Raw genomic sequence first — 24,093 nt, forward strand, 5'->3', positions numbered from 1 at the left:
TTTAGCGCTTTTTAAAAAATATTGACAACCTTTGAGGGGATTTTCGCAATGCGTATCATTCTGCTTGGCGCACCTGGCGCGGGTAAAGGAACTCAGGCACAGTTCATCATGGAGAAATATGGCATTCCGCAAATCTCCACCGGTGATATGCTGCGCGCGGCCGTTAAATCCGGCAGCGAGCTGGGCAAACAGGCTAAAGACATCATGGATGCCGGTAAGCTGGTGACCGATGAGCTGGTTATCGCGCTGGTGAAAGAGCGCATCGCCCAGGAAGACTGCCGCAACGGTTTCCTGCTGGACGGCTTCCCGCGCACTATTCCGCAGGCTGACGCCATGAAAGAAGCGGGCATCAACGTTGACTACGTGCTGGAATTCGACGTACCGGACGAACTGATCGTTGACCGCATCGTAGGCCGTCGCGTACACGCTGCTTCTGGCCGCGTTTACCACATCAAATTCAACCCGCCTAAGGTTGAAGGTAAAGACGACGTGACCGGCGAAGAGCTGACCACGCGTAAAGACGATCAGGAAGAGACCGTGCGTAAGCGCCTGGTGGAATACCATCAGATGACCGCGCCGCTGATCGGCTACTACTCTAAAGAAGCGCAGGCGGGTAACACCCAGTACGCCAAAGTTGACGGTACTCAGGCCGTGGCTGACGTTCGCGCAGAGCTGGAAAAAATCCTCGGCTAATACCGAGGCGTGCCGGATGGCGGCATAAATGCCTTATCCGGCCTACGATTATTTTGTAGGCCTGATAAGCGCAGCGCCATCAGGCAAAAATTCTCGCCTTACCTCTCACAGCAATTAGTTTTTCTTCCCTGCTTTTCCGCTACAATTATCAACAATTTGAATCGATAAGAGGCGGTAATGCATCATAAAAAACCCGGTATTCTGCTGGTTAACCTCGGGACGCCCGATGCCCCCACGTCTGAAGCCATTAAACGCTATCTGAAACAGTTTTTAAGCGATAAGCGCGTTGTTGATACGCCGCGTTTGCTGTGGTGGCCTTTGCTGCGCGGCGTGATTCTGCCTATTCGCGCGCCCAGGGTAGCAAAGCTGTATCAGTCCGTGTGGATGGAAGACGGCTCGCCGCTAATGGTTTATAGCCGTCGCCAGCAGCGCGCGCTGGCCGCACGCCTGCCGGATGTGCCGGTGGCGCTGGGCATGAGCTACGGCACGCCGTCGCTACAAAGCGCCGTGGATGAACTGCTGGCACAGGGCGTCGATCAGCTTGTCGTGCTGCCGCTTTACCCGCAGTATTCCTGTTCGACCGTGGCCGCCGTATGGGATGAACTCGCCCGTATACTGGCCAGCAAACGCGCCATTCCGAGCGTGTCGTTCATTCGCGACTATGCTACCGATCGCGGCTATATTGAGGCGCTGGCCGCTAGCGCACGCGCATCGTTCGCGCGCCACGGCGAGCCGGATCTGCTGCTGCTTTCCTATCACGGCATTCCGCAGCGCTACGCGCATGAAGGCGACGATTATCCGCAACGCTGTCGCGACACGACCCGCGAGCTGGTTTCCGCGCTGGGTATTTCACCGGACAAGGTGATGATGACCTACCAGTCGCGCTTTGGCCGTGAACCGTGGCTGACGCCGTATACCGATGAGACGCTGAAAATGCTCGGAGAAAAGGGCGTGAAGCATATTCAGGTGATGTGCCCGGGCTTCTCTGCTGATTGCCTGGAAACGCTGGAAGAAATAGCGGTTCAGAACCGTGAAGTGTTCCTGGAGGCGGGTGGGCAACAGTATGAGTATATTCCCGCGCTTAATGATGATGATGCGCATATTGAGATGATGGTGAATCTGACCGCGTCGTATCGCTAATCGCCTGCGGGTAGGGGAATATGCTACTATTCCCCGCCTGTTAACTGCCAGCCAAAAATCACCATGAAATTTCCCGGTAAACGCAAATCTAAACATTACTTCCCGGTGGACGCTCGCGATCCGCTGCTCAAGCAAATTCAGCCCGAAAGTGAAACCAGCGCCGCGTGGGTCGTCGGTATCGACCAGACGCTGGTGGATATTGAGGCGAAAGTCGACGATGCGTTTATTCAGCGCTACGGCTTGAGTGCCGGGCATTCGCTGGTGATTGAAGACGATGTAGCGGAAGCGCTGTATCAGGAACTGGTGCGCGAAAACCTGATTACCCATCAGTTTGCCGGTGGCACTATCGGTAACACCATGCATAACTACTCGGTGCTGGCGGATGACCGCTCGGTGCTGCTCGGCGTGATGTGCAGCAATATCGAAATTGGCGGCTATGCCTACCGCTACCTGTGTAATACCTCCAGCCGCACCGATCTTAACCATTTGCAGGGCGTTGACGGGCCGATTGGCCGCTGCTTTACGCTGATTAGCGACAGCGGCGAGCGGACCTTTGCCATTAGCCCTGGGCACATGAACAAGCTGCGCCCGGAGAGTATTCCTGAGTCGGTTATCGCCGGCGCATCTGCGCTGGTGCTCACCTCCTACCTGGTGCGCTGCAAGCCGGGCGAGCCGATGCCGGATGCCACCATGCAGGCCATCGCCTATGCCAAAAAGCATGATGTACCGGTGGTGCTGACGCTGGGCACGAAGTTTGTTATCGCCGATAGCCCGGAATGGTGGCAGCGTTTTATCAAAGAGCACGTGTCGATTCTGGCGATGAATGAAGAAGAAGCGGAAGCGTTAACCGGCCTCAGCGACCCGCTGCAGGCATCGGATAAAGCGCTGGACTGGGTGGATCTGGTGCTGTGCACCGCCGGGCCGACCGGGCTGTATATGGCAGGCTTTACCGAAAATGAGGCCAAGCGTAAAACCCAGCATCCGCTGCTGCCGGGTGCCATTGCCGAGTTTAACCAGTATGAGTTCAGCCGCGCGGTGCGTTTTAAAGATTGCCGTGAGCCACTGCGTATCTACTCGCACATTGCGCCATTTATGGGCGGGCCAGAAAAAATCATGAACACCAATGGCGCGGGTGACGGTGCGCTGGCGGCGCTGCTGCATGATATTACCGCCAACGCCTATCACCGTAGCAACGTGCCGAACTCCAGCAAGCATCAGCACGCCTGGCTGACCTATTCGTCACTCGCGCAGGTGTGCAAGTATGCTAACCGGGTAAGCTATCAGGTGTTGAACCAGCATTCGCCGCGTCTGACGCGCGGCCTGCCGGAGAAAGAAGATAGCCTCGAAGAGGCGTACTGGGAACGTTAATTCGTTCGAGGCCTACAACGATGACGTGCCGTTGTAGGCCTGATAAACGCAGCGCCATCAGGAAGATGGCGCAGATTTCCGGATGGCATCTTCGCTTTATCCGGCCGACGAAAGTTACCCGCTTACCGCCTCACTCAACGGCGGCGAGCTCAGCAGCCCCAGCATGGTTTTGGCAATCTCCCGCTCGCCCATCACCACTTCATTGGCTCCGCGTTCGCTAATGTACGCCACTTCGTCGTCATAATGCGCACGGGCAATGATCTCGAGGTGCGGACACTTCTCGCGAGCGCTGGCAACAATCTCCCCGGCCTCGTAGCCGTTGGGGATGGTCAAAAGCAGCCAGCGGGCGCAGTCGAGGTGCGCCAGATTCATGATCTCTTCGTTAGCGGCGTTGCCCAGTACCGCGCGAATACCGCGTTCACGTAGCTCATCCACGCGGGTTCGCGACGTTTCAATGACCACCAGTGGAATGCCCTGCGCCATCAGCTTCTCACCGAGCAGGCTGCCGACGCGGCCGTAGCCGACCAGCAACGCATGATTGCAAATATCCACCGGGATCTGCGTTTCATCTTCCAGCGCCTCTTCCAGCGTCTGTTCCTCAAGCGTTTCCGTTTTCTCGAGGTATTTCTCCAGCAGGGAGAACAGCACCGGGTTAAGCATAATGGAGAGAATCGCGCCCGCCAGCACCAGGTTTTGCCCGGCCTGCGGCAGTAGCCCCAGCGCCATCCCCAGACCGGCCAGAATAAAGGCAAATTCGCCAATCTGCGCCAGGCTGGTGGCGATGGTCAGTGCGGTACGCTGGGAGTGACCGAACAGGCGCACCAGGCCAAACGCCGCCAGCGATTTACCGAAGATGATAATGGCCAGCGTTGCCAGCACCGCCAGCGGTTGCTCAATCAGAATCAACGGATCGAACAGCATGCCGACGGAGACGAAGAACAGTACCGCAAACGCGTCGCGCAGCGGCAGCGTATCGTGCGCCGCGCGGTGGCTCAGCTCGGATTCGTTCAGCACCATTCCGGCGAAGAATGCGCCCAGCGCGAAGGAGACGTCGAACAATTCGACCGCACCGAAGGCAATGCCCAGCGCCAGCGCCAGTACCGAGAGCGTGAACAGTTCGCGAGACCCGGTGGCGGCGCTGCGTGAGAGGATCCACGGCACCAGACGACGGCCAACCAGCATCATGATGGCGATAAACGCCACAACTTTGCCGATGGTGATGGCCATATCGATAGCCAATGAGGCAAAACCGATATTTTCTTTTTCCATCATTCCGGCGACGGCGGGGAGCAGAACCAGCGTTAATACCATCACCAGGTCTTCAACAATCAGCCAGCCGATGGCAATTTGCCCCCGCTGGCTATCAATAAGCTGCCGTTCCTCCAGCGCGCGTAGCAGCACCACGGTACTGGCGGTAGAAAGACACAGACCAAACACGATACCGGTCATCATTGACCAGCCTAAGAAAGTGGAGAGCAGCATCCCCAGCAGCGTGGCGACGGCTATTTGCGCGATGGCGCCGGGGATGGCGATAGACTTTACCGCCATCAAATCTTTGAGCGAAAAATGGAGACCGACGCCGAACATCAGCAGAATAACGCCGAGTTCTGCAAGCTCAGGCGCCAGTTTGGTATCAGCGACAAATCCTGGAGTAAACGGTCCGGCCAGCACGCCCGCTAATAAATAACCTACCAGTGGTGAAATTCTTAACTTATTGGCAATCATGCCAAGGAAAAAAGCGAGCACAAGGCCACCAACAATGGTGGTGATTAGCGGTGTGGCGTGATGCATTCCGTCTCCTTTCGTCGTGATGCGTGGTCCCATTTTTGGCGCAGAGTGCCGCAACAGCCTGAAAACCAAAAAACCTCGTAATAGTTTATGACAATTTCCGTGATTGTGTTTGTGAATAATTCTTGAATTTAGCTAAAAAATTGAATTTTTGAGAGTAAATGGCACAAAAATGAAAATTGGCTGAGCAAAGCCAGATAAGACGCGCGCTTGCGGGGAGGGGCGCGGCAGCCAAAACAAAGGTTTGGCTGCCGTAAATTCAGTGTTTTTGGCGGTTATCAGGTAAGAATATGGTCAACATCCCAATAAGTGGTAGGAAAGCACATATTTTATAAACCAACTCGATACTGGTATGGTCGGCAATCAGCCCCAGTACCGCAGCCCCAAGGCCACCCATGCCAAAAGCGAAGCCGAAGAATAGCCCGGAAACCATCCCGATACGGCCCGGCAATAGCTCCTGCGCATACACCAGAATGGCAGAAAACGCCGATGCGAGGATAAATCCAATGATCACCGTTAAAATCCCCGTCCACCACAGGCTGGCGTAGGGTAAAAGGAGAGTAAACGGTGCAACGCCGAGGATAGAGCCCCAAATAACATATTTACGGCCAATCTTGTCACCTACAGGCCCGCCAATGACGGTGCCCGCAGCCACTGCAAACAGGAAGGCAAATAAGTGAATCTGCGCGTTTTGTACCGATAATCCGAATTTTTGCATCAGATAAAAGGTGTAGTAGCTGCTGATACTCGCCATATAGAAATATTTCGAGAAAATCAGCATCAGCAGGATGCTCACGGCCAGAATAACCTTGTTTCTCGGCAGCGGATTGATAATCACCGCTTTAGGTTTACCCTTCGCCAGACGATGCTGCGCGGCGTACCAGCGGCTGACCTGCGCCAGCACGACAATCGCCAGCAGCGCGGCCAGGACGAACCAGGCAACGTTACCCTTACCGTACGGCGCGATAATCACCGCCGCCAGCAGCGGCCCAAGCGAGCTGCCGAAGTTACCGCCGACCTGGAAAATAGACTGCGCCAGCCCGTGGCGACCACCGGAAGCCATGCGCGCCACGCGGGAGGATTCCGGATGGAACACGGATGAGCCGGTACCGACCAGCGCAGCGGCCAGCAGCACCGTCCCGAAGCTACCTGCCAGCGCCAGCAGCACCAGGCCGCTTAGGGTAAAGCACATGCCGACGGGGAGTGACCACGGCATCGAACGCTTATCGGTGATGTAACCGATCACCGGCTGGAACAGCGATGAGGTCAGCTGGAAGGTAAGGGTGATCATCCCTATCTGCACAAAGGTCAGAGAAAACTCGGACTGCAGCAGCGGGTAGATGGCCAGAATCAGCGACTGAATCATGTCGTTGAGCAGGTGGGAGAGGCTTATTGCTCCCAGGATACCGAATGAGGTGCGGCCCTTTTGCGAAGACGCAGTCGGGCCAGGCCGCGTAGGGCTGGTTTCAGAGATTGCCATAGATTCCACTTATATTTGGTAGTGCGATATTGGGGATAAACGCTTTAATAATTATTATCAGACTAAGATACCTGTCTAAGACGTTTGAAGGAAGTCTCAATTCTGAAAACAAATTAGACTAATATTTCATAGCGTTGTAATTTCTGCGGTTGTTATTCACTCAGGGAGAGAATCATGCATTTCGTCAAACGAGGCGTGGCGCTGGCGATGCTGGCTGCACTATCTTTAGTCAGCCTGCCCTCACAGGCTTATCAGCAAGATAAAACGTATAAGATAACCATTCTGCATACCAACGACCACCACGGGCACTTCTGGCGCAGTGAATACGGCGAGTATGGCCTGGCGGCGCAAAAAACGCTGGTTGACGGCATTCGTAAAGAAGTGGCAGCAGAAGGCGGCAGCGTGCTGCTGCTCTCGGGCGGCGATATTAACACCGGGGTTCCGGAGTCGGATCTGCAGGATGCCGAGCCGGACTTCCGCGGCATGAATCTGGTGGGCTACGACGCGATGGCCGTCGGCAACCATGAGTTTGATAATCCGCTGAGCGTTCTGCGCCAGCAGGAAAAGTGGGCTAAATTCCCGTTCCTCTCCGCCAATATTTACCAGAAAAGCACCGGCGAGCGCCTGTTTAAACCGTGGGCGATTTTTAAACGTCAGGATCTGAAAATTGCCGTCATTGGTTTAACCACCGACGACACCGCCAAAATCGGTAATCCGGAATACTTTACCGATATTGAATTCCGCAAACCGGCGGAAGAGGCGAAGCTGGTGATTCAGGAGCTACAGCAGAAAGAGAAGCCTGACCTGATTCTGGCGACGACCCATATGGGGCACTACGATAACGGCGAACACGGCTCCAATGCGCCGGGTGATGTTGAAATGGCGCGCAGCCTGCCGGCCGGCGCGCTGGCGATGATTGTAGGCGGTCACTCGCAGGACCCGGTTTGCATGGCGTCGGAAAATAAAAAGCAGGTTGATTACGTACCGGGTACGCCCTGCGCGCCGGACAAACAGAACGGTATCTGGATAGTTCAGGCCCACGAGTGGGGGAAATATGTCGGCCGCGCGGACTTCGAATTCCGCAACGGTGAGCTTAAGCTGGTGCACTACCAGCTGATCCCGGTCAACCTGAAGAAGAAAGTCACTTACGATAACGGGCAGAGCGAGCGCGTGCTTTACACGCCGCAGATCCCGGAAAACCCGCAGATGCTCTCGCTGCTGACGCCGTTCCAGAGTAAAGGCAAAGCGCAGTTAGAGGTAAAAGTTGGCAGCGTGAACGGGCATCTGGAAGGCGATCGCAGCAAGGTTCGCTTCGTGCAGACCAACATGGGGCACCTGATTCTGGCGGCGCAGATGGCGCGCACCGGCGCCGATTTTGGCGTCATGAGCGGCGGCGGCATTCGCGACTCCATCGAGGCGGGTAATATCACCTATAAGAGCGTGCTGAAGGTGCAGCCGTTTGGCAACGTGGTGGTGTATGCCGATATGAGCGGGAAAGAGGTGATTGAGTATCTGACCGCTGTAGCGCAGATGAAGCCGGACTCAGGGGCCTATCCGCAGTTTGCCAACGTCAGCTTTGTGGCGAAGGGCGGGCAGCTTCAGGATCTGAAAATCAAAGGTGAACCGGTCGATCCGGCGAAAACCTATCGTCTGGCGACGCTGAGCTTTAACGCTACCGGCGGCGACGGCTATCCGAAGATTGATAACAAACCGGGCTATGTGAATACCGGCTTTATCGATGCCGAGGTGCTTAAACAGTATATTGAGCAGAACTCGCCGCTGGATGTGAATGCTTACGAGCCGAAAGGGGAAGTGAGCTGGCAGTAAGCTCGGCGCAGCGCCATCAGGCAGTTGGGTGCACATTGCCGGATGGCGGCGTAAACGCCTTATCCGGCCTACCCTTCCGTAGGCCTGATAAGCGCAGCGCCATCAGGCGGTTCAGCGCACATTGCCGGATGGCGGCGTACGAGGCTATCAGAGGGGTAACCGAAAATCGCGTTATTAATCCCGGCGCGCAATGTCCGCAAACGTCGCGCCAAGAATTTTCGCTAAATCCACCGCCGCCAGCTCAATATCCAGCCCGCGCTTGCCGCCGGAAACATAGATAGAGGCAAACTCCTGCGACGGCGCGTCAATCACCGTTGGCAGGCGCTTCTTCTGCCCCAGCGGGCTGATGCCGCCGACCAGATAACCGGTGACGCGCTGTGCCACCATCGGATCGGCCATATCGACCTTTTTCGCACCCAACGCCTTGGCGACTTTTTTCAAATCCAGCTGCCCGGCGACCGGCGTGACCGCCACTGCCAGCTGTTTCATATCGCCATTCATCGCGACCAGCAGCGTTTTGTAAACCTGATCGGCGTTTAGCCCTAATTTGCGCACGACCTCATCGCCAAAGTTCGTTTCGTTCGGATCGTGATCGTAGGTATGAATGCTAAATGGGATCTTGTTCTTTTCGAGTAACTTAACTGCGGGAGTCATAACGTTCCTTCTTACTACAGACAGGGTATACCGTCAGCATACGCCCTAAAACGGACTAAAAAATAGTATAATCTTGCGCAATAGGTATTGGCAGTTGTAGCAACTTTGAGCGACAATCGGAGGATCCGGAGTGAAAACTTCGGGATAATAATAATGATGAAATTCCTCTTTGACGGGCCAATAGCGATATTGGCCATTTTTTTATTTCAGCATCTGTGGCAGGTTGCCCTCTCCGTACAAATGCAGCGCGCCTACCGCGACCACATAGCGTCCCGGCGGTAGCGCCAGCAGCGCATCTCGCCAGGCAATATTGCGTTTCACCATCAGCACATCATAGAGCGACTGGCTAAACGTATTGGGCAGCGATGTTCCACCGCGGGTCGGGGGCTGATCCAACCACCAGCCGATCATGACCTGCAGCAGCCGTGCGTTGGTATGCCAGTGCGTCAGGGTATCATCAAGTAGCGCCATGCCGCCGTCGGGCAGATGGCATAACAGGTCAATCTGGCTATCTGCCCCTTCCAGCTCCTGCACCGGCAGCGCGGCATCGTGTGCGGCCGCGAGCAGCTGATAATCAATACCGTAGTCCGGACGCAGACCTAAACGTTGAGCCTGAGTGGCCTGTAGCACCATCGCGATTTGCCACAGCGGCTGGTTATCCACGCGGGCGAGCGACATTCCCTGCTCATCAAGCCGTTTTTGTAACGCGCTAAGCTGCTCTGCGCTCAGCCGTTCGGCTAACGGCGGGTATTCGGGAAGATCGCTGAACGGGGTTTCGCTGCCGGAAATATCGGCTTCAACAATCAGCGCATCGGCCTGGCGTAGCTTCTTTAGCAGCTTTGGCGGCAGGGGGGACATATCGCGTGTGCCCATATGAATGCTGCCGACCAGGTGCAGATGGCGACCGCCGGGAAGGGTGACATCCAGCGCCGGCCAGCTGTACGGCGAGCCGCGCAGGGTCCGCCACAGGCGTTGTAGTTGATGTAACAGGCTCATCCGCGCTCCCTGGAAGGAAAATGTCATGTTAGCGCGCCGGAAGGAAAGGTGCAAACGCGCCCCGTCCGAAAACGGGCGGGGCGCGAGGATCAGGCTTTAGGTTTAAATCGCAGCAACCGGTTAGCGTTGCTGACCACCGTAATGGATGAGAGCGCCATCGCCGCCCCGGCGACCACCGGGTTAAGCAGCGTGCCGGTCAGCGGCCAAAGGATCCCTGCGGCAATCGGAATACCGAGCGAGTTATAGACAAAGGCGCCAAGCAGGTTCTGCTTCATGTTGCGTAGGGTGGCGCGGGAAATGGCCAGCGCATCGGCAACGCCCACCAGGCTGTGGCGCATCAGCGTGATAGCCGCCGTTTCAATCGCCACGTCGCTGCCGCCGCCCATCGCGATGCCCACATCGGCCTGCGCCAGCGCCGGGGCATCGTTGATGCCGTCGCCGACCATCGCCACTTTTTGCCCTTGCGCCTGCAGATCTTTAATGGCCTGAGCTTTACCGTCCGGCAGCACGCCGGCAATCACCTCATCGATACCGGCTTCTCTGGCGATAGCGTTCGCAGTCACCGGATTATCGCCCGTTAACATCACCAGACGATAGCCTTCCTGATGCAGACGCTGTAGAGCGGCGACGCTGTCGCTGCGCAGCGGATCGCGAATGGCAAACAACGCGGCGGCTTTACCGTCAATGGCCAGCAGTACCGGCGTTGCGCCCTGAGCCGCCTGGCGGGCCAGTTCGTCGTCCAGTTCACGGGTATCGATCTGCTGTTCATGCATCAGCGCCTGGTTGCCGAGCAGCAGGCGATGCCCTTCGGCTTCACCGCTAACCCCCAGGCCGCGCAGCGTGCGGAAGGCGTTAACCTGCGGGAGCATGTTGTTGGCGGCTTTCTCCAGAATAGCGCGTGCCAGCGGGTGATTTGAACCTTGCTCCAGCGCAGCGGCCAGGCGCAGCGCGACGGCCTCATCAATATCACGTTGCGTGACGATCGCGACAACCTGCGGTTTGCCTTCGGTCAGCGTGCCGGTTTTATCAAATACCAGCGTGGTCAGTTCGCTGGCACGCTGTAAGGCATCGGCATCGCGAACCAGCACGCCGTATTCGGCAGCGCGGCCTACGCCCGCAATAATCGACATCGGCGTCGCGAGGCCGAGGGCGCACGGACAGGCGATGATAAGCACCGTGGTCGCGATCACCAGCGTATAAACAATCTGCGGCGCCGGTCCGAAGACGTACCAGATGGCCGCGCTGAATAGCGCAATCGCCACCACGACCGGTACAAACACCGCCGAAATTTTATCCGCGAGCTGGCCAATTTCCGGTTTACTGCTTTGTGCCTGGCGGACCATTTTAATAATGCGTGACAGCGTGGTATGGCTGCCGACGGCGCTGGCGCGGAATAAGACAGAACCATCCTGCACTACCGTACCGGCGTGAATGCTGTCGCCATCGCCTTTCTGCTGCGGAATGGGCTCGCCGGTAAGCATGGCTTCGTCAAACCAGGCTTCGCCCTGGCTGATTTCCCCATCGACCGGTACCCGGTCACCGGTGGTCAGGCGCAGGATCATGCCCGGCTGCACGTCGGCCAGCGGCACGGTTTTTTCACCGTCCTCGGTGACTACCCGCGCGGTGGGCGGCGTCAGGTCGAGGAGTTTTTCCAGCGCGCGCGACGAACGTTGACGCGCTCGTGCTTCCAGCATATGGCCGAGGTTAATCAGACCAATAATCATGGCGCTGGCTTCATAATAAAGGTGGCGTGCTTCCATCGGGAACCACTGCGGCCACAGGTTAACGCTCATCGAATACAGCCAAGCTACGCTGGTCCCCAGCGCCACGAGCGTATCCATTGTGGCGGTACGATTCTTCAGGCTTTTCCATGCGCTGCTATAGAAATGGCCGCCCGCAAATACCATGACCGCCAGGGTGACAAGGCCAATAGCCAGCCACAGCGAGCGGTTATCGTCGGTGACCATCATGTTGTCGCCAATCATCCCCCAGACCATCACCGGCACGCCGACCAGCAGGGCGACAATGGCCTGCCAGCGAAAACGTTTCATGGTGGCCAGCGCGGTTTGCTGCTGACGTTCGCGACGTTTAAGGTCGTCTTCAATGGCCTCCGCACCGTAGCCCGCTTTCTCTACGGCATGGACTAAATCACCGGCGGAGGCGCTGCCCATGACCAGGGCCGTGCGCTCCGCCAGATTTACCCGTGCCTGTACCACGCCCGGCACCGCCTGGAGGGCGTTTTGTACTCGGGAAACGCAGCTGGCGCAGCTCATACCGTTGATCAGCAGCTGTTGGCTGTCATCCAGTTCCTGTGCTGCCGGAAGCTCAGGGGCGGCCGCTGTCAGTGCTTCCGACGGGAGTGATGACTCTGCCAGCGGTTTAGCCTTTGGGTGGCTGAGCTCCGCGCCGTAACCGGCTTGTTTAATGGTTTCAATCAGCGCATCGGCGCTGGCGCTGCCGGTGACGTGCGCCGCTTCGATGGTGACTTCCGCATGATCAACGTCCGGGCGCTGTTCCAGGCTCTCTTTAACGCGTTTGACGCAGTGGCCGCAGGACAAACCGTCCAGCGCCAGATCGATGGTATGAGACATATTCCTCTCCTCAATTGATGGGTGACCAAATTCACCTTTTGGTCTACAGTGAGAAAGGTTAAACCTTCCAGCAAGGGGAAGGTCAAGGGGGAAATGTGAATATCAGTGATGTGGCCAAAAAAACCGGCCTGACCAGCAAAGCCATTCGCTTTTATGAAGAGAAGGGGCTGGTAACGCCGCCGCTGCGTAGCGAGAACGGCTACCGCAGCTATACGCAAAAACACCTGGATGAGTTTACGCTGCTGCGCCAGGCGCGGCAGGTGGGATTTAATCTTGAAGAGTGTGGCGAGCTGGTCAATCTGTTTAACGATCCGCAGCGCCACAGCGCCGATGTGAAGGCCTACACGCTACAGAAGGTGGCGGACATTGAGCGCCACATCAGCGATTTACAGGCGATGCGCGATCAGCTGCTGTCGCTTGCCGCCTCCTGCCCGGGGGATGACAGCGCCGATTGTCCGATTATTGATAACCTTTCCGGCTGCTGCCATCGTAAGACCCTGGCGTGAGGGTTAGCGAGGCGGGGTAAGCCTGATACGCAGGACGATCCCTTCCACCGCAATGACTTCAACTTTGCTGCCGGCCGGCAGGTCATCATCGGCCAGCACGGGCCAGGAACTGTCGCCAACGCGCATATGGCCGCGGCCGTTGACCAACGCGTTATCCAGGGTAAAACGCTGGCCCAAAAGCTGCTGACCGCGCTGGTTGAGCTGACCTTGCGCCGGGCGCTGTCTGTCACCCCGACGCGAGAGCCATTTCCACCACAGCCAGGCCGCCAGCAGGGTCAGCGCCGCGAACAGCGCACCTTGCCACGCCCACGACAGCGGCAGCGCCCAGGTTATCAGCCCCGTTGCCGCTGCTGCCACACCGCTCCACAACAAATAGCCGCTGCCGCCGAGCATTTCTGCCGCCAGCAGCAGGCCGCCGAGGCTCAGCCAGAAAAAATGCGGGTGCGCCAGCACCAGGGCAATCATGACGGTTTCCGATCGCGGCTGCTGTCTTTAATCAGCTCAGCAACCCCGGCAATAGAACCCATCAGGCTGCTGGCATCCAGCGGCATCATCACCACTTTGCTGTTATTGGCCGCGCCAATTTGTTGCAGCGCGTCAGTGTATTTCTGGGCGACAAAGTAGTTAATGGCCTGAATATCACCGGCGGCGATCGCTTCCGACACCATTTTAGTGGCGCGGGCTTCCGCCTCTGCCGAACGTTCACGCGCTTCTGCCTGGAGGAACGCCGACTGACGTTCGCCCTCGGCGGTAAGAATTTGCGCCTGCTTTTCACCTTCGGCTTTCACGATCTGCGCCTGGCGGATCCCTTCAGCCTCCAGAATGTAGGCACGCTTGGTTCGTTCCGCTTTCATCTGAGCATTCATCGCGTCGATAAGTTCTGCCGGTGGGCGCACATCGCGAATTTCGATACGGGTGATTTTAATCCCCCACGGGTTGGTGGCTTCGTCGACAATATGCAGCAGTCGGGTATTGATGTTATCGCGCTGAGAGAGCATCTCATCAAGCTCCATCGACCCGAGTACGGTACGAATGTTGGTCATCGTCAGGTTGATAATGGCCAGCTCGAGGTTGCTGACTTCATATGCCGCTTTTGGCGCATCAATGACCTGAATGAAACAGACGGCGTCGATGGCGACGTTGGCGTTGTCTTTTGAGATCACTTCCTGAGAGGGAATGTCGAGAACCTGCTCCATCATATTGATTTTGCGCCCGATCCGGTCCATGAACGGCACAACGAGACTTAGCCCTGGATGCAGCGTTTTGGTGTAGCGGCCGAAGCGCTCTACCGTCCACTGATAGCCCTGCGGCACAATTTTGACCCCGGCGGCAACCACCACCAGCGCGACAAAGATAAGAATGGGGATAAATACCAGCATAAAACCTCCTGTTTTACTCTCCGTAACCTCAACAAGTATATCGGCTCTGCACGGGAAATTCGCCCCCTGAAATTAATTGGCGTTACACTTAGAGGGGCAAAACGAAAAAACAGGATAAAGAAAGGCAATGACGGAAAATAGCGCGATTTTACAGCTTAAGCAGGTGAGCTTTCATATTGGCGAGAAGACGATCCTTGAGAATATAAACCTGAACGTGGCCCCCGGCGAATTCAAGCTGATTACCGGCCCGTCCGGCTGTGGAAAAAGCACCTTATTAAAAATTATCGCTTCGCTGCTCTCACCGAGCGCAGGACAGATATTGTTTGGCGGCCAGGATATTAACACCCTAACGCCGGAAGCCTATCGCCAGCAGGTGTCCTACTGCGCGCAGACTCCGGCGCTGTTTGGTGACACGGTGTACGACAACTTTATTTTCCCCTGGCAAATTCGCGGCCAACAGCCGGACCCGGATCGTTTCCTGGGGCAGCTAACGCGCTTTGGTCTGGCCGAAGATACCCTGTCTAAATCAATCAACGAGCTGTCGGGAGGCGAAAAACAGCGGGTATCGTTAATTCGCAATTTGCAATTTTTACCCAAGGTGCTGCTACTCGATGAAATAACCAGCGCGCTGGATGAGCAGAATAAAGGGAACGTGAATGAAATTATTCATCAGTACGTACGCGATGAGCAGGTTGCCGTGCTGTGGGTGACCCACGACAAAGATGAAATTAGCCATGCCGATGAGGTGATTATGCTGCCTTCGCACCCACAGAGCGTCAGGGAGTCAGATCATGAATAACGAACACATCATCACTAACGAGTCGCTGGCGCTGTCGATGGTGCTGGTATTGATTGCCATTGTGGTGAGTTACCGGGAAAAGCTGGCGCTGGAAAAAGACATTATCTGGAGCATTTGCCGCGCGGTGGTGCAGCTGGTTATCGTTGGCTATGTACTGAAGTATATTTTCAACGTCAACCATGCGGTGCTGACGCTACTGATGGTTCTGTTTATCTGCTTCAACGCCGCCTATAACGCGCAAAAGCGCAGTAAATATATCGACAAAGCGTTCGTGTCATCGTTTATCGCCATTACCGCCGGAGCCGGTCTAACGCTTGCGGTACTGGTCTTTTCCGGTTCGATCGCTTTTGTGCCGATGCAGGTCATTCCTATTTCCGGGATGATTGCCGGTAACGCGATGATTGCGGTTGGGCTGTGCTACAACAACCTGGGCCAGCGCTTTAGCGCTGAACAGCAGCAGATTCAGGAGAAGCTGAGCCTGGGGGCAACGCCGAAAATGGCCTCCGCCCGTCTTATTCGCGAAAGCATTCGCGCGTCGTTGATTCCGACCGTCGACTCGGCGAAAACCGTGGGGCTGGTGAGTTTACCGGGGATGATGTCAGGGCTGATTTTTGCCGGTATTGACCCGGTGAAGGCAATTAAATATCAGATAATGGTGACCTTTATGCTGCTTTCTACCGCCAGCCTGTCAACCATTATTGCTTGCTATCTGACCTATCGGAAGTTTTACAACGCGCGCCACCAGCTGGTGGTGACGCAACTGAAAAAACGCGATTGACGCTGCCGCATGTCGCAGAAGGCCTGATAAGCGCAGCGCCATCAGGCACGTTCGTTGCACATTGCCGGATGGCGGCGTAAACGCCTTATCCGGCCTACCTGTCTGGCTACCGCTTCGGGCAGTAGGCCTGATAAGCGTTGTGCCAATCAGTACAGCAATGAATACAGCTGGCGGCGGTATTTCGATGCCAGCGCATCGCCGGTGCCGAGCGCTGCCAGGATTTCCTGCAACATTTTGCGCGCCTGGCCGTCAGCCGCGCCCAGGTCTTTGCGCAGGTGGTTGAACAACAGCTCCAGCGCTTCTTCATTACGCCCGACCTGATGCAGCTGAAGTGCCAGCTTTGAGGCCAGCGCCGCGTCGTCCGGGTTTTGCTCAACCTGCTGCTGCAGCTGCTGGATTTCCGGCGTATCTGCCGCCTGCTTAAGCAGCTCAATCTGTGCCACCAGCCCCTGGTAGCGGGTATCCTGATCCTGCAACGGGATGGTTTGCAACACCGCTTCCGCCTCTTCAGAACGCCCGAGCGCAATGTAGGTTTCTGCCAGCAGCAGGCCAATCTGGCTGTCCTGCCCGGAGAGCTGCCAGGCATCTTTCAGCAGCGGCAGGGCCTCGGCGTGCTTACCTTCCTGAATCAGCGCCAGCGCCTCTTGCGCCTTCAGCTCTTCTTCACGCGGTAGAACTTTATCCAGCAGCGCGCGAATAGCCTCTTCCGGCTGCGGGCCCTGGAAACCGTCGACCGGCTGACCATTCTGGAACAGATAAACGGTTGGAATAGCGCGCAGGCCAAACTGAGAGGCCACCATCTGTTCGGCATCGCAGTCGACCTTCGCCAGAATAAACTGGCCGTTATACTGCGCAGCCAGGTTTTCCAGCACCGGCGTCAGCTCCAGGCAGTGCTGGCTACGCTCGGACCAGAAGTAGAACAGCACCGGCGTGGCGACGGATTGCTCCAGCGTCTGGTGTAGGTTCGCTTCAGTAATGTTTACAATATTCTGTACGGACATGAGTCATTCTCTGTAGTCGGTTTGTATTCGAGATGGGGGCAAAAGCGTGCGCTTCAACTTAGCCCTGCAGAATTTTGTCCATCGCACGCCCCGGCAGTAGCCGCTTCAGCCAGCTGACGGCATAGGTCACCAGCGTCACCGGGTAGCGTAATTTGGGCTTATCGCTGATAAACGCATGACGCACCTTCTCGACCACCGCGTCCGGGCCGAGGGTGAAGCGCGCGGCGATACCTGGGTTTTCTACCGGCTTATCGCTGGTCTGGTTGACGTTGTCGGTAAAGCGCGTGCGGATCGGGCCAGGTTCAATCAGGCTCACCTTCACGCCGGAATGACGCAGCTCCATACGCAGCGCGTCGGACCACGCTTCCAGCGCGTACTTGCTGGCAGCATAGGCGCCGCGGCCCGGGGTAGAGATAAGCCCCATGACCGATGATGTCATCACAATTCGCCCTTCGCCGTGCGGTACCATGGCCGGCAGCAGGCGCATCGTCAGCTGATGGGCACCAAAAAAGTTGGCGGAAAACTGCTGCTCCATCTGCTCACGGCTGATGCTGGTCAGCGGGCCGTAGACGCCATAACCCGCGTTATTGAACAGGCCAAACAGGCGATTGCCGGTAAGGGCGATGACTTCTTCGGCGGCACGGTCGATGCTTTCCGGGCTGTCGAGATCGAGCAGAATGCCGGTGAACCCCATACCGTCCATGCGTTTCACATCATCGGGTTTACGGCAGGCGGCAAGTACGCGAAACCCCTGGCGTTTCAGCTCAAGCGCGCTTTCCAGACCAATTCCGCTGGAACATCCTGTAATTAAGACCGATTTTTGCATAACTTTACCTGAAGACGCCGCTTTACTTTGCGACGTCGTGATTAACTAATGGGGCCAGACGTGTCGCCATCCAGTCGGCAATATACGGCTGGGCGTCACGGTTGGGATGAATGCCATCATCCTGCATCCACTGCGGCTTAAGGTAGACCTCTTCCATAAAGAAGGGCAGCAGTGGAACATTGAATTCGCTGGCGAGCTTCGGATAGACCGCGCTAAACGCCTCATTATAGCGGCGTCCGTAGTTTGCGGGCAGGCGAATTTGCATTAACAGCGGCTGAACGTTCGCGTCTTTCACCTGTTGCAGTACGGCGCGCAGCGTTTGCTCGATTTGTGGGGGTGCAAAACCGCGCAGGCCGTCGTTGCCGCCCAGTTCAACCAGTACCCAGCGTGGCTGGTGCTGTTTAAGCAGCGCGGGCAGGCGTGCCAGCCCTTGCTGCGCGGTATCGCCGCTAATACTGCCGTTGATAACCGTGATTTTCGGCTGCCACTTATCGTTCAGCAAGGCAGGCCAGGCGGCGGTGCCCGCCATGCGATAGCCCGCGCTCAGGCTGTCGCCCAGCACTAACAGTGTGTCCGCCGCCGCGGCGCGCAGGCTTAACAGCAACAACAACAGGAAAGGCAAATGCCAGCGGAAAACGTACTTGAAGTGCATCATCTGAAGAAATCCGTCGGTCAGGGTGAGCATGAGCTTTCCATCCTTACCGGAGTTAACCTGATTGTCAAACCGGCGCAAACCCTTGCTTTAATTGGTGAGTCGGGTTCCGGCAAGTCGACGCTGTTGGCGATTCTCGCCGGGCTTGACGACGGCAGCAGCGGTGAAGTGAAGCTGCTCGGCCATCCGCTGGACAAGCTGGACGAAGAAGCGCGCGCGCGGCTGCGCGCTCAGCACATTGGCTTCGTGTTTCAATCCTTTATGTTGATTCCTACCCTTAATGCGTTAGAAAACGTCGAACTGCCGGCGCTGCTGCGCGGCGAAAGCGACGCCCAGAGCCGTCAGGGCGCGAAAGCGCTGCTGGAACAGCTGGGGCTTGGGAAGCGTCTGCATCATCTTCCGGCGCAGCTTTCCGGGGGGGAACAGCAGCGCGTGGCGCTGGCCCGCGCGTTTAACGGCCGTCCTGATTTGCTGTTTGCCGATGAACCGACCGGTAACCTCGATCGTCAGACCGGCGATAAAATTGCCGATCTGCTGTTCTCCCTTAACCGCGAGCACGGCACTACGCTGATTCTGGTGACCCACGACGCGCAGCTGGCGGCTCGCTGCGATCGCCGTCTGCGGCTGGTGGACGGGCAGCTACGGGAGGAAGCATGATTTTACGCTGGTTCTGGCGCGAGTGGCGTTCGCCTTCGTTGCTGATTGTCTGGCTGGCGTTAAGCCTGGCGGTGGCCTGCGTGCTGGCGCTGGGCAGCATCAGCGACCGCATGGACAAAGGGCTCAATCAGCAAAGCCGTGAATATATGGCCGGCGACCGGGTGCTGCGCAGCTCGCGGGAGGTGCCGCTCGCGTGGCTGGAGAAAGCTCGTGCGCTCGGCCTGACGGTGGGTGAACAGATCCATTTCTCCACCATGACCTGGGCGGGGGATACGCCACAGCTGGCCGATGTGAAGGCGGTTGACGATCGCTATCCGCTGTACGGCGCGCTGGAAACGGCCCCTGCGGGCCTGAAACCTGCGGCTGGCACGGTGCTGCTGGCACCGCGTTTGCTGGCGCTGCTGAATCTGAAAATGGGTGACAGCCTCGATGTGGGCGATGCCACGCTGCGCATTGCCGGAGAAGTCGTGCAGGAGCCGGATAGCGGCTTTAATCCGTTCCAGATGGCGCCGCGCCTGATGATGAATCTGGCCGACGTCGCGAAAACCGGCGCAGTGCAGCCCGGTAGTCGGGTGAGCTGGCGCTACATGTTTGCCGGCACCGCCGAGCAGTTAGGGAGCTATGAAAGCTGGCTGCTGCCGCAGCTGAAGCCCGAGCACCGATGGCTGGGGCCAAATCAGGACGACGGCGCGCTGGGTAAGTCACTCCAGCGGTCCCAGCAGTTTTTGCTGCTGTCGGCGCTGCTAACGCTGCTGCTGGCGGTAGCCGCCGTGGCGGTGGCGATGGGGCACTACTGCCGCAGCCGCTACGATCTGGTGGCCATCCTTAAAACGCTGGGGGCCGGGCGCGCACAGCTACGCCGGTTGATTATCGGTCAGTGGCTGCTGCTGCTGATGCTCTCCGCGCTGGCCGGAGGGGCAATGGGGCTGCTATTTGAGTCCATACTGCTCACGCTACTCAAACCGGTGCTGCCGGCGGCGCTGCCCGCTGCCAGCGCCTGGCCATGGCTGTGGGCGGTGGGGTCAATGACGGTCATTTCGCTGCTGGTCGGGCTGCGACCATACCGGCTGCTGCTGGCGACCCAGCCGCTGCGCGTATTACGCCAGGATATTGTCGCCAACGTCTGGCCGCTGAAGATTTATCTGCCGTTGGTCACCGCGGTGACCGTGCTGCTGCTGGCCTGGCTGATGGGCGGAAGCCCACTCCTGTGGTCGGTGCTGGCCGGTGCGGTGGTGCTGGCGGCGCTGTGCGGCGTGGTGGGCTGGCTGCTGCTGAAGGTGCTTAAGCGCCTGACGCTACGCGCGCTGCCGCTGCGCCTGGCGGTCAACCGTCTGCTGCGCCAGCCGTGGTCTACGCTGAGTCAACTGGCGGCGTTCTCGCTGTCGTTCATGCTGCTGGCGCTACTGCTGGTGCTGCGCGGCGATCTGCTCGATCGCTGGCAGCAGCAGCTACCGCCGGAAAGCCCGAACTATTTTCTGATCAATATCGCGCCTGAGCAGGTGAGTGAGGTGAAAACCTTCCTTGCCGAACATCAGGTGATTCCGGCGGCCTTCTACCCGATTGTTCGCGCGCGGCTCACGCAGATCAACGGCCAAAGCACCGAGGGCAACAAGGAGGAGTCGCTCAACCGCGAGCTGAACCTGACCTGGCAAAACCAGCGCCCGGCGCACAACCCGCTGGTCGCAGGAAGCTGGCCGCCAAAAGCGGGGGAAGTGTCAATTGAAGAAGGGCTGGCGCAGCGATTGAATATCCGCCTCGGCGATACCGTAACCTTTACCGGTGATACTCAGGACTTTACCGCGAAGGTGAGCAGTATCCGCAAGGTTGATTGGGAGAGTCTGCGACCGAACTTCTTCTTTATCTTCCCCGACGGCGCCCTCGATGGTCAGCCGCAGAGCTGGCTAACCAGCTTCCGCTGGGATCACGGTAACACGCTGCTAACGCAGCTCAACCGCGAGTTCCCGACGGTTACGTTGCTGGATATCGGCGCAATCCTGAAACAGGTCGGCCAGGTGCTGGCGCAGGTGAGTCGGGCGCTGGAAGTGATGGTGGTGCTGGTCACCGCCTGCGGTGTGCTGCTGCTGCTGGCTCAGGTGCAGGTGGGAATGCGCCAGCGCCATCAGGAGCTGGTCGTTTATCGCACCCTCGGTGCCGGGAAACCGTTGCTGCGGCTAACGCTGTGGGCTGAATTTGCGCTGCTGGGCGCGATTTCCGGGCTGGTGGCGGCCATCGGGGCCGAAACGGCACTGGCGATGCTGCAAACGAAAGTGTTCGACTTCCCGTGGTCGCCGGACTGGCGTCTGTGGCTGGCCCTGCCGCTGTGCGGCGCGCTGCTGTTGTCATTATGCGGCGGTGGCTTAGGGCTGCGGCTGTTGAAAGGGCGGGCGCTGTTCCGCCAGTTCTCCGGCTAGTTTAACGGCGTTGCTCTTGCGTAGCGCCGGACGGCGCTACGCTGCACGTTGTTGGATGGCGGCATAAACGCCGTACCCTGCCTATGCGTAGCGATCGCTGCTCGTCAAAATTATTCATCCTTTCATCATCTTGCCTGTTTTATGGCACCATTCGGTAAAACTGGAAACCTAAATCGCACATTTTAATAAAAATCAGCCAGGTGGATTTTATTAATAGACGATAATATTTATCAGCCAGATAGTTGGCTATAAATCTATCAAGGAAAAATAATGACTATAAAAATGAAAGCACTGGCGTTGTCGATCGGTGCAGCAGTGGCGTTAACGTCTTTCGCATCCCAGGCTGAAATTACCCTGCTCAAGCAGGATCCGCAGGCCGGGAACCCGCTTAGCCGTCTTAATTTCACCGTGGGCGGGAGTATTCGTCCGCAGTTCAACATGATGACCGGTGATGGTGATAAAGGCTCATACAAGCGTAACGGCTTCGATGGCGGCACCCGTTTCCGCTTCGCAGCAGATTACTACCTGTTCGATGACATTAGCTGGGTCAGCTACTACGAACTGGGCGTGAACATTCCGGCGCTGTTTGACTGGGATAACCACTACGCTGACGGCGCGAACAACACCACCCGTCGTATGCTGTACACCGGTCTGAAAAGCAACACCTGGGGTACGCTGACCTTCGGTCAACAGAACAGCGTTTATTACGATGTGGTCGGCGTGAAAACCGATATCTGGGACTATGACATGATTGGTCAGGCGCCAGGTAACGGTATCAACGGCGATTACGATGGTTCTTACCGTACCCGTAAATCACTGAAATACAAAAAAACCGTGGGTGATGTCGATCTTTATGCATCCTACCTGTTCAGCGACGACTACAACCCGAACAACGGCCTGCTTTACAAACGTAAAGGCGGCGGTTCACTGGGTGTGGATTACCACATCACCGACGACCTGACCTGGGGTACGGCGTGGAACTACACCCGCGCGGATATGCACAACCCGCAGAATACCGACGGTAAAACCTACGATCAGAACATCGTGGGCACTGCACTGAGCTGGACCCCGGATAACTGGACATTTGCTCTGGGCGGCGGCTGGTATCAGAACTTCATGACCACCAAGAAAGTGAACGTTCACGACTACTTCGCGGGCGACGCGTGGGGTATTGAATACTTCGCGGGCTACAAAATCCCGGTGGGTCAATACGCGGTTAAATCTATTCAACCGTACTTTATGGGTGACCGTATTGAATACGTGAATGGTCGCAACTACCAGCGCACGGATAATGGCGTAGGTATTAGCTTCCAGCTGGATTACGGTTTCCGCGTGGACTACGAACACGTGTTTACTTCCAGCACCGACGATCTGGGCGATATGAACCTGGTGCGTCTGCGCTACGATTTCTAATCGTTAACAAGGGCGGCTCTGCCGCCCTTGGTTTACCCTTCAGTTTTCCCCAAGCCATTCGGTCACTTCTTGACTTGTCCCGCGAAACACAATCTTGTCGGTCTTTCTTTCCAGTTGATAGCGGTACATCGGATCGTAGTACTCTTCAAGCAGGGGAATCAGCCAGGCGAAGTGTGCCTCGGTGGAGCCGCTTTGTTGCTGCGCGGCGAGCGCACCGTCGAGCGTCGCGGTCAATTCGGCAAAGCGCTGTAACCCCAGGCGGCGACGAATCGCGTACAGACCGTGATGCAGATATTCGCTGTATTCCTGCCAGCCTTTTTCCTCGCCATAGGTGGCGATAAAGTCACGGTGCATGCGGGTGAAATACTCTTCGCGCAGACGTGTAAGACGGATCTCAAACGGGTCCTCGACCACGGCGATAGGCGACTGCGCCATGCGCTCGCGCAGGCATTCCGGCAGATGATTTGCGCCAATCATTCGGCCTTCATCTTCCAGCACCCAGCGTACGCGATCCCGCTGATGTGCGCCCTTCAGCAGCGCCGTCGCCAGATGGTTCTCAAAGGTAGCCTGGGAAAACTGGGCGCTGAGGGTCCGGCCGAATGAAGAACCGCGATGGTGTGCTAACCCTTCCAGGTCGATGCCCTGAGGCTGCTGGCGAACCAGCGGCGTTTTGCCATTACCGGTACAGCCGCCGATCAGCACGATCGGATGACGAACCAGTGCTTCCGTCGCCTGCATTGCCGCCTGGCGCAGCGCCTTGTAGCCGCCGACGATCAGCGGGTAATCAATGCCTTGGTCTTTAAGCCAGCTTTGCACAATATGCGAACGCTGCCCGCCGCGCGCGCAGCACAGATAGCCCTGCGGCGCCTGTCGACAGGCCGCCAGCCATGCGTCGATGCGGCGCTGGCGCGTCTCACCGGCAACCAGTTTGTGGCCGAGCGCGAGGGCGGCTTCCGCGCCTTGACGTTTATAGCAGGTGCCGACGGCTGCGCGTTCATCATCGGTCATCAACGGTAGGTTCACGGCTGCAGGCACCGCGCCGTGGGCAAACTCAACCGGGGCGCGAACGTCAATGATGGGCGTTTCCGCGCGCAGAATGGCGCAGTAATCCGTCCCATTTTCCATGGGGCAATC

The 24,093-nt window shown here is 57.4% G+C and carries 21 protein-coding genes; 10 read left to right on the forward strand and 11 right to left on the reverse strand.

Features of this window, described 5'->3' with window-relative positions:
- Positions 1-48: 48 nt before the first annotated feature.
- The 3 genes from adk (at position 49) to H7R58_RS06015 (ending at position 3,201) form a co-directional block, all read left to right on the forward strand.
- The gene (gene adk / locus H7R58_RS06005) at positions 49-693 is read left to right on the forward strand and encodes an adenylate kinase (protein ID WP_106930550.1); all 645 of its coding nucleotides are present in this window, start codon (positions 49-51) and stop codon (positions 691-693) included.
- Between the two features lie 177 nt (positions 694-870).
- Positions 871-1,833: a ferrochelatase gene (hemH, locus tag H7R58_RS06010; protein WP_182929370.1), complete on the forward strand. Its 963-nt coding sequence runs from the start codon at positions 871-873 to the stop codon at positions 1,831-1,833.
- A gap of 63 nt (positions 1,834-1,896) precedes the next feature.
- Entirely contained in the window at positions 1,897-3,201 is a 1,305-nt protein-coding gene (locus H7R58_RS06015) for an inosine/guanosine kinase (protein WP_106930546.1), read from the forward strand.
- Positions 3,202-3,315: 114 nt separating this feature from the next.
- On the opposite strand, the gene ybaL is transcribed toward H7R58_RS06015, so the two are convergent.
- Both ybaL and H7R58_RS06025 read right to left on the reverse strand, forming a co-directional pair.
- Positions 3,316-4,992, reverse strand: coding sequence for a YbaL family putative K(+) efflux transporter (ybaL, locus tag H7R58_RS06020; protein ID WP_106930544.1), 1,677 nt, complete (start codon positions 4,990-4,992; stop codon positions 3,316-3,318).
- Positions 4,993-5,248: 256 nt separating this feature from the next.
- Complete coding sequence (locus tag H7R58_RS06025) at positions 5,249-6,469, reverse strand: MFS transporter (RefSeq protein WP_182929369.1); 1,221 nt, start codon at positions 6,467-6,469, stop codon at positions 5,249-5,251.
- 174 nt (positions 6,470-6,643) lie between these two features.
- On the opposite strand from H7R58_RS06025, the gene ushA reads away from it, so the two are divergent.
- Complete coding sequence (gene ushA, locus H7R58_RS06030) at positions 6,644-8,296, forward strand: bifunctional UDP-sugar hydrolase/5'-nucleotidase UshA (RefSeq protein WP_106930541.1); 1,653 nt, start codon at positions 6,644-6,646, stop codon at positions 8,294-8,296.
- Positions 8,297-8,470: 174 nt separating this feature from the next.
- On the opposite strand, the gene ybaK is transcribed toward ushA, so the two are convergent.
- From ybaK to copA, 3 genes are all read right to left on the reverse strand, one after another.
- Positions 8,471-8,950, reverse strand: coding sequence for a Cys-tRNA(Pro)/Cys-tRNA(Cys) deacylase YbaK (ybaK, locus tag H7R58_RS06035; protein ID WP_106930539.1), 480 nt, complete (start codon positions 8,948-8,950; stop codon positions 8,471-8,473).
- A 201-nt stretch (positions 8,951-9,151) separates the two neighbouring features.
- Positions 9,152-9,946, reverse strand: coding sequence for a TraB/GumN family protein (locus H7R58_RS06040; protein ID WP_182929368.1), 795 nt, complete (start codon positions 9,944-9,946; stop codon positions 9,152-9,154).
- A gap of 89 nt (positions 9,947-10,035) precedes the next feature.
- Positions 10,036-12,537: a copper-exporting P-type ATPase CopA gene (gene copA / locus H7R58_RS06045; RefSeq protein WP_182929367.1), complete on the reverse strand. Its 2,502-nt coding sequence runs from the start codon at positions 12,535-12,537 to the stop codon at positions 10,036-10,038.
- 95 nt (positions 12,538-12,632) lie between these two features.
- On the opposite strand from copA, the gene cueR reads away from it, so the two are divergent.
- Positions 12,633-13,043, forward strand: coding sequence for a Cu(I)-responsive transcriptional regulator (gene cueR, locus H7R58_RS06050; protein ID WP_106930531.1), 411 nt, complete (start codon positions 12,633-12,635; stop codon positions 13,041-13,043).
- A 3-nt stretch (positions 13,044-13,046) separates the two neighbouring features.
- Here cueR and H7R58_RS06055 read toward each other — a convergent pair whose 3' ends face one another.
- Positions 13,047-13,508 (reverse strand): NfeD family protein, encoded by a 462-nt coding sequence (locus tag H7R58_RS06055; RefSeq protein ID WP_106930529.1) that lies wholly within the window; start codon positions 13,506-13,508, stop codon positions 13,047-13,049.
- Positions 13,505-14,422, reverse strand: coding sequence for an SPFH domain-containing protein (locus H7R58_RS06060; RefSeq protein WP_106930527.1), 918 nt, complete (start codon positions 14,420-14,422; stop codon positions 13,505-13,507). Before H7R58_RS06060 ends, H7R58_RS06055 begins: the two co-directional genes overlap by 4 nt.
- A 127-nt stretch (positions 14,423-14,549) precedes the next feature.
- On the opposite strand from H7R58_RS06060, the gene fetA reads away from it, so the two are divergent.
- Positions 14,550-15,221, forward strand: a complete 672-nt coding sequence (fetA, locus tag H7R58_RS06065; protein ID WP_106930525.1) for an iron efflux ABC transporter ATP-binding subunit FetA — start codon at positions 14,550-14,552, stop codon at positions 15,219-15,221.
- Positions 15,214-15,999 (forward strand): iron efflux ABC transporter permease subunit FetB, encoded by a 786-nt coding sequence (fetB, locus tag H7R58_RS06070; protein ID WP_106930523.1) that lies wholly within the window; start codon positions 15,214-15,216, stop codon positions 15,997-15,999. The genes fetA and fetB overlap by 8 nt, the downstream gene beginning before the upstream one ends.
- A gap of 146 nt (positions 16,000-16,145) precedes the next feature.
- Here the strand turns inward: fetB and H7R58_RS06075 are convergent, their stop codons facing one another.
- From H7R58_RS06075 to tesA, 3 genes are read right to left on the reverse strand one after another with little or no spacing between them, the layout of a single operon-like run.
- On the reverse strand, positions 16,146-17,000 hold the full coding sequence (locus H7R58_RS06075) for a co-chaperone YbbN (RefSeq protein WP_182929366.1): 855 nt from the start codon (positions 16,998-17,000) through the stop codon (positions 16,146-16,148).
- A gap of 58 nt (positions 17,001-17,058) precedes the next feature.
- A complete protein-coding gene (locus H7R58_RS06080) occupies positions 17,059-17,826 on the reverse strand; it encodes an SDR family oxidoreductase (RefSeq protein ID WP_182929365.1) in 768 nt (255 codons plus the stop codon).
- A 22-nt stretch (positions 17,827-17,848) separates the two neighbouring features.
- On the reverse strand, positions 17,849-18,481 hold the full coding sequence (gene tesA, locus H7R58_RS06085) for a multifunctional acyl-CoA thioesterase I/protease I/lysophospholipase L1 (RefSeq protein WP_146145742.1): 633 nt from the start codon (positions 18,479-18,481) through the stop codon (positions 17,849-17,851).
- On the opposite strand from tesA, the gene ybbA reads away from it, so the two are divergent.
- The 3 genes from ybbA to H7R58_RS06100 all read left to right on the forward strand — a co-directional run bounded on the left by ybbA (position 18,449) and on the right by H7R58_RS06100 (position 22,959).
- The gene (gene ybbA / locus H7R58_RS06090) at positions 18,449-19,135 is read left to right on the forward strand and encodes a putative ABC transporter ATP-binding protein YbbA (protein ID WP_106930517.1); all 687 of its coding nucleotides are present in this window, start codon (positions 18,449-18,451) and stop codon (positions 19,133-19,135) included. The genes tesA and ybbA overlap by 33 nt on opposite strands.
- Positions 19,132-21,546 carry a putative ABC transporter permease subunit YbbP gene (ybbP, locus tag H7R58_RS06095; protein ID WP_182929364.1) on the forward strand — a complete coding sequence of 805 codons (2,415 nt, stop codon included), beginning with the start codon at positions 19,132-19,134 and terminating at the stop codon, positions 21,544-21,546. Before ybbA ends, ybbP begins: the two co-directional genes overlap by 4 nt.
- Positions 21,547-21,816: 270 nt before the next feature.
- The gene (locus H7R58_RS06100; protein ID WP_106930513.1) at positions 21,817-22,959 is read left to right on the forward strand and encodes a porin; all 1,143 of its coding nucleotides are present in this window, start codon (positions 21,817-21,819) and stop codon (positions 22,957-22,959) included.
- Between the two features lie 39 nt (positions 22,960-22,998).
- Here the strand turns inward: H7R58_RS06100 and mnmH are convergent, their stop codons facing one another.
- A complete protein-coding gene (gene mnmH, locus H7R58_RS06105) occupies positions 22,999-24,084 on the reverse strand; it encodes a tRNA 2-selenouridine(34) synthase MnmH (RefSeq protein ID WP_182929363.1) in 1,086 nt (361 codons plus the stop codon).
- Between the last annotated feature and the right edge of the window lie 9 nt (positions 24,085-24,093).

The organism is Klebsiella sp. WP4-W18-ESBL-05, assembly GCF_014169075.1.
Taxonomy (GTDB): domain Bacteria; phylum Pseudomonadota; class Gammaproteobacteria; order Enterobacterales; family Enterobacteriaceae; genus Kluyvera; species Kluyvera ascorbata_B.

Bases quoted from the DNA above. Each gene is read 5' to 3' on its own strand.
- mnmH (WP_182929363.1), bottom strand. From the start codon at position 24,084: ATGGAAAATGGGACGGATTACTGCGCCATTCTGCGCGCGGAAACGCCC.
- H7R58_RS06075 (WP_182929366.1), bottom strand. From the start codon at position 17,000: ATGTCCGTACAGAATATTGTAAACATTACTGAAGCGAACCTACACCAG.
- fetA (WP_106930525.1), top strand. From the start codon at position 14,550: ATGACGGAAAATAGCGCGATTTTACAGCTTAAGCAGGTGAGCTTTCAT.
- ybaL (WP_106930544.1), bottom strand. From the start codon at position 4,992: ATGCATCACGCCACACCGCTAATCACCACCATTGTTGGTGGCCTTGTG.
- H7R58_RS06025 (WP_182929369.1), bottom strand. From the start codon at position 6,469: ATGGCAATCTCTGAAACCAGCCCTACGCGGCCTGGCCCGACTGCGTCT.
- H7R58_RS06055 (WP_106930529.1), bottom strand. From the start codon at position 13,508: ATGATTGCCCTGGTGCTGGCGCACCCGCATTTTTTCTGGCTGAGCCTC.
- ushA (WP_106930541.1), top strand. From the start codon at position 6,644: ATGCATTTCGTCAAACGAGGCGTGGCGCTGGCGATGCTGGCTGCACTA.
- adk (WP_106930550.1), top strand. From the start codon at position 49: ATGCGTATCATTCTGCTTGGCGCACCTGGCGCGGGTAAAGGAACTCAG.
- H7R58_RS06015 (WP_106930546.1), top strand. From the start codon at position 1,897: ATGAAATTTCCCGGTAAACGCAAATCTAAACATTACTTCCCGGTGGAC.
- copA (WP_182929367.1), bottom strand. From the start codon at position 12,537: ATGTCTCATACCATCGATCTGGCGCTGGACGGTTTGTCCTGCGGCCAC.
- fetB (WP_106930523.1), top strand. From the start codon at position 15,214: ATGAATAACGAACACATCATCACTAACGAGTCGCTGGCGCTGTCGATG.
- H7R58_RS06040 (WP_182929368.1), bottom strand. From the start codon at position 9,946: ATGAGCCTGTTACATCAACTACAACGCCTGTGGCGGACCCTGCGCGGC.
- tesA (WP_146145742.1), bottom strand. From the start codon at position 18,481: ATGATGCACTTCAAGTACGTTTTCCGCTGGCATTTGCCTTTCCTGTTG.
- ybbP (WP_182929364.1), top strand. From the start codon at position 19,132: ATGATTTTACGCTGGTTCTGGCGCGAGTGGCGTTCGCCTTCGTTGCTG.
- H7R58_RS06100 (WP_106930513.1), top strand. From the start codon at position 21,817: ATGACTATAAAAATGAAAGCACTGGCGTTGTCGATCGGTGCAGCAGTG.
- hemH (WP_182929370.1), top strand. From the start codon at position 871: ATGCATCATAAAAAACCCGGTATTCTGCTGGTTAACCTCGGGACGCCC.
- ybaK (WP_106930539.1), bottom strand. From the start codon at position 8,950: ATGACTCCCGCAGTTAAGTTACTCGAAAAGAACAAGATCCCATTTAGC.
- H7R58_RS06060 (WP_106930527.1), bottom strand. From the start codon at position 14,422: ATGCTGGTATTTATCCCCATTCTTATCTTTGTCGCGCTGGTGGTGGTT.
- ybbA (WP_106930517.1), top strand. From the start codon at position 18,449: ATGCCAGCGGAAAACGTACTTGAAGTGCATCATCTGAAGAAATCCGTC.
- H7R58_RS06080 (WP_182929365.1), bottom strand. From the start codon at position 17,826: ATGCAAAAATCGGTCTTAATTACAGGATGTTCCAGCGGAATTGGTCTG.